Origin of the sequence: Streptomyces solicavernae, from assembly GCF_029968095.1 — a bacterium.
Classification (GTDB): Bacteria; Actinomycetota; Actinomycetes; order Streptomycetales; family Streptomycetaceae; genus Streptomyces; species Streptomyces solicavernae.
Genome location: NZ_JASCIR010000061.1, coordinates 1 through 13806, shown reverse-complemented (window position 1 = coordinate 13806; position 13806 = coordinate 1). Strand labels below are relative to the sequence as shown.

The 13806-nt window shown below is 66.6% G+C and carries 13 protein-coding genes; 10 read left to right on the top strand and 3 right to left on the bottom strand.

Going from position 1 to position 13806, the window contains the following annotated elements:
- Window positions 1-83: 83 nt before the first annotated feature.
- Window positions 84-416, bottom strand: a complete 333-nt coding sequence (locus QIS99_RS31450) for a hypothetical protein (RefSeq protein WP_282517163.1) — start codon at window positions 414-416, stop codon at window positions 84-86.
- Between the two features lie 311 nt (window positions 417-727).
- Here QIS99_RS31450 and QIS99_RS31445 point away from each other — a divergent pair, with 311 nt between their 5' ends.
- Window positions 728-1315 (top strand): hypothetical protein, encoded by a 588-nt coding sequence (locus QIS99_RS31445; RefSeq protein ID WP_282517162.1) that lies wholly within the window; start codon window positions 728-730, stop codon window positions 1313-1315.
- Between the two features lie 687 nt (window positions 1316-2002).
- Here QIS99_RS31445 and QIS99_RS31440 read toward each other — a convergent pair.
- Both QIS99_RS31440 and QIS99_RS31435 read right to left on the bottom strand, forming a co-directional pair.
- On the bottom strand, window positions 2003-3175 hold the full coding sequence (locus QIS99_RS31440; protein WP_282517161.1) for a serine hydrolase domain-containing protein: 1173 nt from the start codon (window positions 3173-3175) through the stop codon (window positions 2003-2005).
- 63 nt (window positions 3176-3238) lie between these two features.
- Window positions 3239-4582 carry a tetratricopeptide repeat protein gene (locus QIS99_RS31435; RefSeq protein ID WP_282517160.1) on the bottom strand — a complete coding sequence of 448 codons (1344 nt, stop codon included), beginning with the start codon at window positions 4580-4582 and terminating at the stop codon, window positions 3239-3241.
- Between the two features lie 170 nt (window positions 4583-4752).
- Between QIS99_RS31435 and QIS99_RS31430 the strand changes: the two genes are divergently transcribed.
- From QIS99_RS31430 to QIS99_RS31390, 9 genes are all read left to right on the top strand, one after another.
- Complete coding sequence (locus QIS99_RS31430; RefSeq protein ID WP_282517159.1) at window positions 4753-6003, top strand: methionine adenosyltransferase; 1251 nt, start codon at window positions 4753-4755, stop codon at window positions 6001-6003.
- A gap of 50 nt (window positions 6004-6053) precedes the next feature.
- Window positions 6054-6920 carry an aminoglycoside phosphotransferase family protein gene (locus tag QIS99_RS31425; protein ID WP_282517158.1) on the top strand — a complete coding sequence of 289 codons (867 nt, stop codon included), beginning with the start codon at window positions 6054-6056 and terminating at the stop codon, window positions 6918-6920.
- A gap of 6 nt (window positions 6921-6926) precedes the next feature.
- Entirely contained in the window at window positions 6927-7637 is a 711-nt protein-coding gene (locus QIS99_RS31420; protein ID WP_282517157.1) for a histidine phosphatase family protein, read from the top strand.
- Window positions 7630-8925, top strand: coding sequence for a serine--tRNA ligase (serS, locus tag QIS99_RS31415; RefSeq protein ID WP_282517156.1), 1296 nt, complete (start codon window positions 7630-7632; stop codon window positions 8923-8925). The genes QIS99_RS31420 and serS overlap by 8 nt, the downstream gene beginning before the upstream one ends.
- A complete protein-coding gene (locus tag QIS99_RS31410) occupies window positions 8926-9942 on the top strand; it encodes a glycosyltransferase family protein (RefSeq protein ID WP_282517155.1) in 1017 nt (338 codons plus the stop codon).
- 269 nt (window positions 9943-10211) lie between these two features.
- Window positions 10212-11000, top strand: coding sequence for a hypothetical protein (locus QIS99_RS31405; RefSeq protein ID WP_282517154.1), 789 nt, complete (start codon window positions 10212-10214; stop codon window positions 10998-11000).
- Complete coding sequence (locus QIS99_RS31400; protein WP_282517153.1) at window positions 11000-11194, top strand: hypothetical protein; 195 nt, start codon at window positions 11000-11002, stop codon at window positions 11192-11194. Before QIS99_RS31405 ends, QIS99_RS31400 begins: the two co-directional genes overlap by 1 nt.
- 199 nt (window positions 11195-11393) lie before the next feature.
- Entirely contained in the window at window positions 11394-12929 is a 1536-nt protein-coding gene (locus tag QIS99_RS31395) for a restriction endonuclease fold toxin-2 domain-containing protein (RefSeq protein ID WP_282517152.1), read from the top strand.
- Between the two features lie 25 nt (window positions 12930-12954).
- A complete protein-coding gene (locus tag QIS99_RS31390; RefSeq protein ID WP_282517151.1) occupies window positions 12955-13404 on the top strand; it encodes a hypothetical protein in 450 nt (149 codons plus the stop codon).
- Window positions 13405-13806 lie beyond the last annotated feature (402 nt).

Sequence of the window (13806 nt, the reverse complement as noted above, 5' to 3'; positions counted from 1 at the left end):
CTTCTGAAGGGAGCCGTACGCCTGTGCATGAGACCAGAACCGATACCACGGAGAGGTTCTCACTCCACCCTCCAGGCTGGGGTTCACCCCTCAAACAGGCCGGGCCGCCACTCTCGGATGACTCCGTCGAAGTCGCCGTCGCGTACGTCTTGCAGAGCCGTCGCGTAACCGATCTCGATGGCCTGCGTGATCAGCTGCTGCAGTTCTGTCGGTATGTACAAGAGTCGATATCCAGCGCCCGAGCAGAGGTTGGCCGCAGCATGGCCGGCGGCACGGGCGTGATCGCCGGGAACCGTTGCGACATGCATGTTCGAGATGGCGTGTGCAGCGTTCTTGATTTCTTCCTGCGGAGACGGAGTCATGGCGGCCAGTATCCGCATCTCGAGGGCGGGACGGAATGCCGCCTCCGTCGGCACTGTGGCCTCCTGTTTGCCAGTTCGCGTCTGTTGACATCGAACCGAGTCGTGCCGCCTCCGGCGCGCCCAAAACCACTAAACAAGAGGGCCGACGACAAGCCCGTCGACCCTCTTGATCAGCTGCCCCACGGCACACCCGGCAGATCGTCAGCCGCCGAGAGTCCCCATGCAGGTCACCAACCCTGGAAGACGGACTACGCCACCCCGGTCACTGAAGTCGCGAAGGGGCTGCCCCGGCGTCGAGTGCAGCTTCAGCACAGAGGCCACCGAGATCGACGCCATAATGGACGTTCACTGCGAGGGGAGCAGGTATGGATGACGCCACTCGTCGCAAACGCCTGCGTGCCGAGGCTGAGCGCTACGGAGCCTCACCCGTCGGGATCGAACGCGCCGTGGAGCTCATCGCCGCAGTGCAGGAACGCGACCGCGCCGACTACCGCGCCAACTTCGGCGGCGAGCTCACCCTGGACCAATGGCTGGATGGGTACGGCACCGACGGCCTCGACCAACTCCTCGCGTACGCCGCTGAAAAGGCTGGGCTCGATCAGCACGACTCCGATGCGATGCGCCGCATCGTGACGTCCGCGGCACTCGGCGAACAGCGTGACACTGCCGCTGAGGAGGATGATGACCAGGAGGGCTTCATCATCGGCGACCACCCCGAGCACGGTTGGATCGTCGACGGTCCTTATGACAACAGCGTCGCCGCAGTTCTCGACCTCTTCGGCTTCGTTTACGACGCAGCATTGGGCACCCATCACATCCCGGACGGCGTGGACCCGATCGGGGCGCTACACCGAGTAGTACCTGCCTTGCAGGAGCTAGGCGCCAACTTCGTCATCCTCGGCGGGCAGGCTGCAGCAGAGGCAGCCTGTGCCTCTGAGGATGACGATCATTGATCGGCGCCCAAGCGTCGGCACCACAGCAGTAGGAGGCAGTCCGAGCGCCGCGCCGAGCCGTACGGCTCAAAGGCGCCAGCGTTCGGGAGTAACCCCGTGGCGGGTGAGGAGTCTCTCCATGGCCTGCGAAAGCGGTGGCTGGATCTTGAACTCTTTGCCGTAGACCACCTTTCCAGGTCCGATCAGGCTTGATCGGCGAGCCCTCGTCCTCGCTCGAAGGGGTGGATCCAGATCCGGTCCAACCAGCGTTCCCCCTTCTGGGCGCTCAGGCCAGCGGCACGGTCAGCAATAGGCAATGTTGCCTCCACCCGCTGAGCGTCGAAGAGGACGACCTCGGCCGACGGGTCGCTGGCGTGCAGAGGACTGCGCTTTGCCGCGAATGGCACAGAGTCGAAGCCCAGTTCTTGCTTGAGTATTTCCCGAAGGTCTCCACGACCTTGCAGAGAGGCATGTCCTGTGTCGCAGGGATCAAGGCATGGCTACGTCGCTTGTCGGCCTGCAGCAGGGGAAACATCTCGATGGCGAAGCGAGCGCGGCGCCCGTGGGGGCGGGGCGGAAGGTCTTGTACTCCTCCCGGCGGGCGGCTATCAGCGCCTTGCGGTCTTCTGAGGGCAGGTCGTCGATGTACGTGGCGTCGTCCTGCTGAGGCGCAGGAAGAATCGGTAGACCCACTGCGAGGGAAACGAGTTAGGCAAGTGCCCTTCGCACCGCCTCCACCAGTGATGGCGCACGTACATCGTCGGAACCGCTGATGATGTGGTTCATCGCGTAGCCGAACGCGATCCCGAGATCTGGGTCAGCGAAGCCGAGCGATCCGCCTCGGCCGGTGTGCCCCAAGGAGCTGGGGCTGATCATGGGGTTGTCTTCAGTGGGCAACATGTACCCGGAGCTGAACCGGCTCTGCGTGACGACGACTTGGTCGAGGCCAGCGGCCTGCTCCTCGGCTGCCAAGGCAAGGCTGTCCGGCTTGAGGAGGCGTACGCCTTCCACCTCACCGATGAACGCGGCATACATGCGGGCCAGGCTGTGTGCGGTGCCGATGCCGTTGGAGGCCGGGAGCTCTGCGGCCTGGACTTCCGGGGAGTTGAAGTCGATGTTGGCCGGGTCGGTGACCTGGAACGCCCGGTTGCTGAAGGAGTTTGGGTCGCGCCAGGCAGCGACCTGGTCACGGAGTTCTTCGGGGACTTCCTCTTGGGGAACAGTGGTGAGGTCGACCTCGGGCTGCCGGTACGACATGCGGCTGACGCGGTGACGTTCGCTCGTCGGCAACCCGATGTGGAAGTCGAGTCCCAGAGGGCCTGCGATCTCGTCGGCGACGAAGCGGCCCGGCGTACGGCCGGACACCCGGCGGATGACCTCGCCGACCAGCCAGCCCCACGTCCGACCGTGATACCCGTGCGCCGTCCCCGGCGTCCATAGGGGGCGTTGCGCGGCGAGTGCGCTGGCCATCGGGTGCCATGCCAACGCCTCTTCCAGCGGCACTGGTTGGTCGAGCGCCACCAGGCCAGCCTGGTGGGACAACAGCCACCGCACCGGGATGTCTGCCTTGCCGTTCGCAGCGAACTCCGGCCAGTACTTGGCCACTGGGGCGTCCAGGTCGAGCTCGCCTCGCTGGGCCAGCAGATGTGCTGCGGTGGCGGTCACTCCCTTGGTTGCCGAGTAGACGAGCTGCAGGGTGTCCTGCTCCCACTGACGCCCAGTGTCGGTGTCGGCTATCCCGCCCCACAGGTCCACCACCGGTCGGCCATGGTGATACACGCAGACCGCCGCGCCGATGTCCCCGTGCTGATCGAAATTCGCCGCGAACGCCTCGCGCACTGGCTCGAACCCGGACGCAACCTCACCGTTGATCGTCGTCATACCGCCATCCTGGCACTTCGGTCACCGTCTCCGAGAGGGCCCCATCCGAGGTCGGGTAACCCGTCACGCCGCGTCAGGCAGTGCCTGAAGCCGCTCGCGGAACTCACGGACGGCCGGGACTGCCTTGTGAGGCTGGAGCTGCTCCGAGAACTCTTTCAGGCGGTCCATGGCTCGCACGGAGCTGACCTTGTCTTCGAGGAGCTCGGCGCCGTAGTTGGCAGCGTCGAGGGCTCCGTCGAGGTCGTTGCCGGCGAGGCGAGCTTCGGCGAGGCGGGCGGAGCGTACGGCCTTGTCCCTGGGTGTGGCTTGTTTGACGGAGGTTTCCAGTGATTTCGTCGCGCGTTCCAACTGGCCTGCGCGCAAGAGGACTTTGCCTTCGGTAGACCTCAGTTGTGCCTCGCCGAACCAGTCGAGCCAGTCCGGGTTCTCCTCGACCGTGTGGCGCTCCCAGTGGGAGGCAGCCCGGTTGAGCGCGCTACCGGCCCTCTGGTGGTCGCCGTCGCGGGACAGTGCTTCGGCCTTGTGCAGGTAGAGAAAGGATTGGGTGTAGGGCGACAGGGTTCGAGGGGCGTTGTCGATGGCGGTCGAGATGAGGTCGACTCGCTCGGCGGTCCGGCCGGCTTCGGAGACGTGGACGCCCATCTCCGCCAGGACGAAGGCCCCGAAGGCGTCGTCGCCCGCGGTACGGGCGCTGCGCATGGCTCCGATGTAGTACCGCTGGCCCGCGGAGCGCAGCCCAGCGTCGTAGGCCATCCAGCCAGTGAGGTGCGATACGCGGGCCGCGAGGGCGTACAGGCGTATGCGGATTGTGTCCGTGTAGCGGCCGGTGCTCAAGAGGGTCGTGATCAGGGCGAGATCGCCGCGTGCCTGCTCCAGGAGCCGGGCACCACCGAGTTGGTCGTCGAGTGTGCGGAGCGTGCTGATGCGCTGCTCGATCGTCGAGACCATCGTGTCGGTGACGCGATCACCGTTCAGGGCAGAGGCGAAGGCGGCGGGCGCATCGGCCCAGCTCGCCGCCAGCCCGGTCAGCGCGGCGCCGGTGATGGTGAGGAAGCCTCGACGGTCCATACGGCCACTCCCCACCAGATCGGCCAGCGCCTCGACGGTGCCAGCTTCGGTCCATGGAGCCGTGAGGCCGGTGACTTCCCACACGGGGAGCCACCGGGGCCATCCTTCCGCCCGGACCAGTTCGTACGGAACGCACAGCAGGTCGGCGAGGACGCGCTGTGCGTCGGCATCCGGCTCCTGGCCCTGTTCCCACTTCCACATGGTGGTGCGGTTGGTCGCCAGAGGGATGCCCAGTTCCTTGCCCCGTGCCTGCATGAGGCGGGCAAGTTCGGCCTTTCCCCATCCGCTCGACTGGCGGACGAACGTCAGTGGGTGCATGGCTAACGCCTCACCGGTCATGTGCGGCCTCCCCGTCAACCACGTTTGTTGTTGGGGAGGTTACCCACGCTGACGTGCGCATGAGAGCCCTCGGTGCGAGCAGAAACCCCCTAGAAACGTTCCCGCCAGGTCGCCGGCTGGCTTCACTGATCACACCGCCCAGCAGTCGACCTTGAGATGGGAGCACGACTATGCCCCGCACGAGCACGACTTTCGGGAACAGCCACCTGGTGATCGAGACCGGTGCATCCCGGCCCGACGCGACCACCATCGTCGAGCGCAAGGGCCTCGGCCACCCGGACACCCTCGCCGACCACTTGGCCGAGCGGTTGTCCCGGGCGTACAGCCGGTACACCGTGCGGCACTTCGGCGCCGTCCTCCACCACAACTTCGACAAGCTCGCCCTGCTCGGCGGTGCCAGCGAAGTCCGTTACGGCGGCGGGGAGATGACCTCTCCCGTCCGGGTCCTGGTCAACGGCCGGGCCGCGCCCATGTGTGGCGGCGAACGCATCCCCGTCAACGAGATCGTCGAGACCGAGATCCGGGCCTTCTTCGCCGAGCGCCTGCCCGAGGTCTCGGACCACCTCGACATCGTCTTCAACATCACCAGCAACTCCAGCCCCGGCGCCGTACTCACCGGCGACGAAGTCCCTGACCGCACACGGTGGTTCAACCCGCGCTCGGTCGACGATCTGCGCGAGCGTCGGGTCCGGCTGTCGAACGACACGTCGCTGGGTACGGGCTGGGCACCGGAGAATGCCTTCGAGTCGTTCGTACGGGAGCTCGTGGACCACTTCTCCGGCGACAGCGACTTCACCCGCGCCCACTGCTGGTGCGGTTCCGACGTCAAGCTCATGGGCTACTGGGACGGAGAGCAGGCCGACGTCGTCCTGTGCGTGCCCCAGAAGTCCCGCCACGTCGCATGCCGAGCCGAGTACATCCGCAACACCGAGACCGTGCTCGCCGAGTGCTACCACATGGCCGCGCTCCGACTGCCCGGCGCCAAGGTCAGCTTCAGGCTCAACGCCCGTGACGTACCGGAGAAGGACGAGCTGTACCTCACCCACACCGGCAGCTCGATCGAATCCGGGGACGAGGGCGTCGTCGGCCGTGGCAACCGTGTCAACGGGCTCATCACGCCGCTGCGGCCCATGAACCTGGAAGGCGCCAACGGCAAGAACCCCGTCTACCACGTGGGCAAGCTCTACAACATCGCCGCGCAGCGGTTGGCGAACCGCCTGTACGAGGCCACGGGCGAGCACGCCGAGGTCCATCTCGTCAGCACGACCGGGCAGCGGCTCGACCAGCCGTGGCGCATTCTGGTGCGGCTCTCCTCCTCGGACGTGGAGATCGACAAGGTGCAGGCACTGATCACCGAGGCCCTGGACGAGTTCCCTGCCCTGACCGACGAACTCGTATCGGACGGGATGGTGTTGAGCTGATGACGGCACGATCGCTCGGCGGTGTTCCACCGGGTGCACGGTCTCGGCTCTTGGCCCACTACGGACCGGAGGCCAGCGGCTGGCTCGACGCAGCCCCGCAGATCCTGGCGGAGGCCGCCGAGCGGTGGAAGTTGACGCTGAGCAGCTACCACGACGCGGGCCACTCGTCGGTCGTCGCCGTAGCCAGGGACATCCATGACACCCCCGTCCTACTCAAAGCCTGGTACGAGCGTGCTCGCTACCGCGACGAGGTCACGGCGCTCCGGCTGTGGGCCAGCGGCCCGACGGCAGGCGTTATCGAGACCGCGGACGACCTGTCAGTGGCTTCGTTGGAGCTGGTCGGCGGCCGACCCGGTGGCAGAGCCCGGCCCGACCGTGAGGTCCAGATGGTGGCCGCGGTGATCCAAGGACTCCATGCCGTCGGCGCGAAGCGCGGCCGGCCGGCACTGCCCCGCCTGGGAGATCACCTCCAGCACACGGTGCTGCCGCGCGTCGCACGCCGGGCGGGCACCCTCGGCCTCGGCCGGCGCGCGTGGCTCGTACGCGAGGCGATGCCGGAACTCCAAGCGCTCAGGGAGTCCCCCTCCCGCACGACCGTGCTCCACGCCGACCTCTACCGGGAAAACGTGCTCTTCGACGGCCGAGGAAACCCCCGGCTCATCGATCCGCATCCGCTGGTCGGCGACGCGGCATACGACTGGGCGTTCTGGAGCGTCTATTACGACCTCGGCCAAGCGACCTTCCAACGACTGGCCATCGCGTCACGGATATCCCGCATCCCGGTTCCAGAGATCTCCGCATGGTGCCGGGCAGTCGCCCTCGACGGGCTCCTCTACTACTCGGAGATCGGAGATCCGGCGCAGGAAACAGCCGCAGAGGTCCTGGCCGCGCTGATGGCGTCGGGCTTGGAGGGGTGAGGCGCCATGACGACGCACATCCTGCGCCACGGGGAGACCCACTACAGCCGCGAGTACCTGGTGAACGGCGACCCGTCCCGCGCAATCCCACTCAGCAAGGCGGGCGTTCAGTCCTGCGGTCTGGTCTGGCACACGCTGCCCCTGAGACAAGTGTCCACGTGGATCTCCAGCGAGTTTCGCCGGGCTCGCCAGACGGCGTCGATGCTGATGGGCGTCCCGGAGCAGGACCCAGTGATCGACCCACAGCTCAACGAGCTGGACTACGGCGACTTCGAAGGCGGTCCGTTCCTGGAGTACGCCGCCTGGCTGGACGAGCACGGCGGGCGGCGCCGGCCTCCGGGCGCACGAGAGTGCCAGCGGGAGGGCATCGAGCGGATGCTCGTGGGACTGCAGGCGACCGTGGAGCACCCCGGCCCACGGGTTGTCGTGTGCCACGGTCTCCTGGTCTCGATCCTGCACTGGTACCGAGAGCGGCCCGCGGGTGAGCCCATGCCGTTGTTCTTCCCGGAGGCCCCGTGCGTACAGCCGGTCTCGTTCGAGGACGAGGAATTGCTGAGCTGCGTGAAGAGCCTCCTCACCGAGGTCGCTGCGGAGCCCGAAGGCGATGCTGAGCAGCGGGGTGATGCGGGGAAATCCCGGGCGGAGGCGGGTCTGGATGTTGCTACCTTCGATCGGGTAAACCAACCGCACGCACAGAGGGATTTTCCCGATGCATGATGCTCGCGTTCTGATCGACATGGGCGAGGACGCTGTCCGCCGCCTGGCCCGTCGTGGCTACTCGCTGGACCTCTCCTCTCTGGAGTCCCTCCAGTCCCTTCGGAACAAGAGCATCCAGTCCGGCGACGAGCTGCGCTCCGAGTCGAAGCGCATCGCGCAGGAGGTCCAGCGGACGGCGAAGGCCGGCGGCGACATCTCCGCCCTCAAGGACACCGCGCGCAAGCTGAAGGAGCAGATCCGGGAGGCCGAAGCCGAGCAGGAGCGCGTACAGCAGGAGCTGACCGAGCTGCTGCTCACCATCCCGAACCTGCCCGCCGACGAGGCGCCCGACGGTGACTCCGAGGAGTTCGCGGTCGAGCAGCGCCGTGTCGGCACCCCGCAAGCCTTCTCCTTCGACCCGAAGGACCACGTCGACCTCGGCGAGGGCATGGGCATCCTGGACTTCGGCCGAGCGACCAAGCTGTCGGGGCCGCGCTTCAGCGTCCTGCGCGGTGTCGGCGCCGCACTGGAGCGCGCGCTGGCGGCGCTGTTCCTCGACCTGCACACCCGTCGTCACGGCTACGTCGAGCACTCGGTGCCGTTCCTGGTCAGCCGCAAGACCATGACGGGGACGGGGCAGCTGCCGAAGTTTGAGGAGGACCTGTTCAAGACGGGCGTAGCGGACCGGGACCTGTTCCTGATCCCCACGGCCGAGGTCCCGCTCACGAACCTGTACGCGGACGAGATCGTCCCGCCGTCCGAGCTGCCGCTCGCGCTGACCGCGCACACGCCGTGCTTCCGCTCGGAGGCCGGTTCGTACGGTCGTGACACCCGCGGTCTGATCCGCCAGCACCAGTTCGCCAAGGTCGAGATGGTGCGCATCTGCGCGGCCGACCAGGCCCGCGTAGAGATGGAGAAGATGGTCGGTCACGCCGAGGCGTGCCTGAAGGAGCTGGACCTCGCCTACCGCGTGGTCACGCTCGCCGCCGGCGACACCGGCTTCTCCGCCCAGCTCACGTACGACCTGGAGGTCTGGCTGCCCAGCCAGAACACGTACCGCGAGATCTCCTCGGTCTCCGACTTCGGCACGTTCCAGGGCCGTCGCGCGGGCATCCGCACGCGCGACGAGAACGGCAAGCCCACTCCGGCAGCCACGGTCAACGGCTCCGGACTGCCCATCGGCCGCACCCTCGCGGCCGTTCTTGAGCAGCATCAGCAGGCCGACGGCTCGGTCCTGCTGCCCGAATCCCTTGTGAAGTACCTCGGCTTCCGCCGGATCAAGGCGGACGGAACCCCCTCGGAGGAATAGGTGCTTGTCGGCGTCTGCGACTTCCCCGGTAGTTACGCATTTCCCCCGGCCGGATACGGCGGGATCGAACGATGGCTCTGGGCAGTCGCCGTAGGAGCCCGCGCCGCAGGCGCCGACGTACACCTCATCGGGCCGGGCTGGCTTGAGGACCTCGAAGACCGATGGGTCCGCAAGCCGGTCCGCCTGGAGGACGTCACGGCCGGCTCCCTCGCCGAACGCGAACTGCGGTCCGCCGGCTATGACCTCCTCGTCGTCGGCCACGAATACCCGTCCCGGCCCTCATGGGTCAGGACGTGGCGCGAATTGGACTGCGACGTCGCCACGTTCCAGCACTCGCCCAGATTCCAGCACACGAGTACGGCCTTCGAAGGCGACCGCTCGCGGCTCTATTGCTACTCGCCTGAGATGGTCGAGCGGTACGCCGCCCACAGCCCGACCCCCGAACTCGCCGTCCACTTGGGGCTCGACGAAGAGGAACCCCCGGCCGTGAAGGGCCAGGACCTCGTCTGGCTCGGGCGAATAGACCAGGACAAGGCACCCCACCTCGCGGTACGCGCGGCGCAGATCCTCGGCCGCCGCATACGCCTCGTTGGCCCGGTCTTCGACCAGGACTACGTCCGCCGCTACGAAGACGTCCTCGCCGCGGACCACGTGGAATGGGTCGGGGAACTGGGCGGAGCGGCCAAGACCGCTGCCATCGCGGAGGGCTCGGTCTTCGTCTACACCTACGCGCGGGACTACGTGGAGGCCGGCGCAGCTGTCTTCGGCGAGTCCCTGCGCGCCGGAACTCCGATCGCTGGCCTGACCTGGCGTGGCGGCACCTGCGCCCAGGCGGCGCTCTGCGAACGTACGGGTGCCACCGTCGTTGTGGACCCCGCGGCCGACGATGAGAGCGCGGCCCACGCACTCGCCGAGGCCATCGAGCGTGCCTCCGCGCTCGATCCTTCCGACGTCCAGGAAACCGGGCTCGCTCGTTTCGCCCCCGCGAACCATTTCAAGTCCTTGGCGGCGCTCTGATGGAGAGCCACTCGCGCGCCCACCAGGCGGTCGCCGCGTTACGCCAAGTGCTCGGTCCTCAATGGGAGTTCTGCCTGGCGGACCGCACCGGCCGGACGTTCAGGATCCGCCATCGCGACCGCGGAAGTCCGTACATCCCGCCGCGCTCGACGCCATCCTGGTCGGAGCTGCTGGCCACGCTCACCACGGCCTTTGCTGCCCGAGGCGTCCCGCGAGGCCAGTGCCTGCCCCTGCGCTGGGGCCGAGAAACCGAGCTGACGATCTCGGCCGTGCAGGCCCTCGACCCCCTACTCAAGGACGGCCGCGCCCACACGTACCGCAAGGGATTCCTCCCTCAGCCCGTGGTCCGCTTCACCGGTGACCGCGATGAGCGCGGAGACTTGCTCGACGGCTTCCTGACCGCTTTCGTCAACGTCTCCCGGGTCCAGCCCATCTCCAGCATCGACGACTACGCCGAGGCGCTCGACGACTGGCTCTACGTTCTATCCCAACTCGGCTTCCACGCAAGGCACATGGAGATCCACGGACGCGTGGAGGTCTGGCAACGCAGACAGGTCTCGGGTGTGACCCTGATGTTCAACCACCTGGACCTCACCATCGGCGACCTCGTCCTCCTGTGGAACACGGAGCACCCAGAGTGCATGGCCCTGGACCTCGGCACAGGGCTCGAACGCCTCGCCTGGGCGCGGACCCGCGGGGAGTGGACGGACCTGGTGTTCGGCCCGTTCGCCGACGCTGCACCTGTGCCTGTCCTGGACGCGATCCGGACGGCGACACTGCTGTTGGGGAGCGGGATCACGCCTTCCGCGAGGGGCGCCGGCGGGGTCGCCCGGAGGGTGATCGCGGCGATACCGCCTGACCTTGTACGGCTGGGGGCGAGCGCCGCCGTCCGAGCCTTCCACCAGCAATGGGCGGAAAGCGCCAATCTTCCGGTGCCGTGGCCTGCGATCTGCGGTGCCTTGGAGGAAGAGGCCGCAGGCCGATCCGTGCGCACGTCACCTCGACGTCGCTCGGACGCAGCGCTTGTGATGCCCCTCGGGACAGGGGCGAGCTGCTGATGGAGTTGAACATCTCAGCGGTGCTGCTGCTGGGCGTGGTTCTGGTCGTGATGACCCGCGGCAAGTCCCTGAAGGCCGGACCGGCGGTCGCGGCTGTGCTCTTCGGCTTCTTCCTGGCGGACACCGGTGCCGCACCGGACATCAATCGCCTTGTCGGGAGTGTGGCGGAGATGGTCGGTGGGGTCGACTTCTAGCTTGTCGTGGCGATGTCCGCTCCTGGAAACGCCCTCGTGCCTGAGGCAAAGCGCTGCGCGGTCCCACACCACATCACGGCTGGTGCTGTTGAGCGTTAGCGGCTATTGGTTTGAGCCACCCTCCAAACGCCAGCGTTTTCTCAACTTCGCACCCATGTACCGTGTTTCGGCTGCTTGACAGCCACGTACGGGGGGAACGGTGAACATCCGGCATCAGGCCGAGAACTTTGTCAATGCGTCGCAGACCATGGTGGATCTGCGCGACTTGGTCTTCAACATGATCAGCTTGCTGTTCGACGAGCTCAGCGACAAGGGCGGAATGGCCGGTGACGATGAAGCAGGGCGCGCGTTTGCCGCTGTGTACAAGCCGGCGGTCAAGGCCGTCTTCGACGCCTCAGGACACGCCCACCAGGTCATGGCCAACGGCGCTGGTGCGCTTCTGAAGTCCGCCGAGAACTTCCTCAAGACCGAAAGCAAGATCGCCAAGGACCTCCTCGAAGGGAATCCGGCCGAACCGGACATCGGCTACCAGCCCCGCTACGACTGTTCGCCCCGCTCCAGCCACAACGCGGAAGACCTTCCCGAGGTCGTCGGCGAGACCAGCTGGACTGACCAACACCTGCTCAACTCCCGCTTCCACGGGCAACGCGACAAACTCCGGGATGTCGCGGGGAGTTGGCGTGCTGCCTCGATCATCCTGAACGACGCGTACTGGGACTCAGAAGGCGCCTGGGCCAGGGCCACCCTCGACCAGGCAGGCGAGACCGCCGACGCGGTGGAGAACTTCTTCCGCAAGTTCGTCGGCAAGAATCCGCCACCCACCCAGGTCAGCGAGGACGAGACCCTCATGGCCAACCTGCCCACCGCCTGCAAGATGCTCGCCAATGCCTGTGAGGCGTACGCGGACCACATCGACACGGCACTGCAGCGGCTCCCGGAGGAATCGAATCCGATCACCGGGGAGGCGCAGCACATCTGGGAACGTCCCATGTTCGGAGGGGACGGCCCCGACGGCGGTCTCCACGAGCTCCTCGCGAGCGACATGCACATCAACCGCCTCGGCAACATCCCACCCTCGCTGGATACGGCGCAGTCGCGAGTGAAGATGCCCCAGCCGGATGGGGGCGGGCTCTTCCCGAACCTGCCGGGCTTCCTCGCGCCGCTCGTCCGCGTGCCTGTGATGATCCCGGCCGCGTACCGCCCGCCCGTAGGCCCTCGGGTTCAGCCCATCCCTCCACCCGCACCGCAGGACCCACGGTTCCCGACGCTCACCGGCCCGCAGCAGCAGAACTTCGGCATGTGGCTCAACTCGCTACGCGCCGGCGACGTTTCCGGCGGCAAGCCCGCAGAGATCGCCTACCAGAAACGCGTGGCCGGATACCCGGAGTACGAGGTTCCCATCCCGCCCGGCATCAGCAAGAACAGCACCTTGATGGTGGACGGCTTCCGTAACCGCGACGGCATGGCAATCGAGGCGAAGTACGTCAACAACCCACAGAAGAAGTGCTACCGGTCACTGGACGAACTCCGCGCGAACCACCAGTCCGGCAAGAAGGACTTCCTGTACGACAAGGACCGCAAGGAGCTCGAGAAGTACCACCAAGCCCTCAAAGATCCCCGCAACACCGAAATGCGCGGAGTGGAGACCGTCACCAACAACCAGGACTCCGTCGCCTACTGGCGCATCATGATGGCCGCCTACGGTGTCAAGGGCTACGCACGCTACGTGCCCTGATCCAAGCCGCGCTGAGAGAGGAACCATGGAGGCAGACCAGATCGCGGAGCTCCGCACGATGTACGTCTTTGGGCCTGCTGAGGGCGAGACGTGGGGGCTGACCTTTGATGCGCTGGAGCGGAAGCTCCGTGACAGGAATCCGGACGAGTTCGTCCGCGTAGAAGAGCCCGGCGAAGGTCCGTTGGATCGCAGCACGACGATGTACTTCGGCATCACGCTGGCCGACGAGGATCTCGAAGGGATGGCCAAGCGGGATTCTGAAGGTGTAGCCATCACGGACTGCACTGCTCCCCTAGCGGCCGAGTTCGCCCTCTGGCTACGCGAGAGCATCGTCCCGCAGGGCGCGGCCGTGACCTTCAATACGGAGTGGGGCCTGGAAGAGGACCTTCCCGACTCAGTCGTTCCGGACTCGACGCAGGAGGGGCTCATCGCCTTGTTCGTTACGCACTTGGAGGAGACGGGAGGGCTGGACTGATCAGCCCTCGGCGTGCCTAGCCGACGGCTGCCTGCGTCATTAAGCCTGGGATTCTGGGGCCGCAAGGTAGGCCCTTCGACGCCGTCCTGGCTGACGGTTAGCGAGTACGGGCAGGGGGAGTTAGTCCACGCAGTTCAGGGCCTGTGCCGGGCCAACTTCGAGGTCAAGTGTCCGTCGTCATCGAATCGAGTCGTTTGACAACGACCCCAGTCGCTCGGGCTTCCTTGCCAGTGAACCTAGTCGTGTGAGGTGAGCGCGCAGGGGGGCGGTACCGATTGCAGTGTCGTCGTCCACTGCTGGACTGCGTCACGGCCCGGTTCGAGAACATGGCTCCATTTGCGGCTGGTTCGCTGGTCGCGGAGTGTGTGTCATTTTGTGGGCTGATACTGGTCGGCGGCCTAG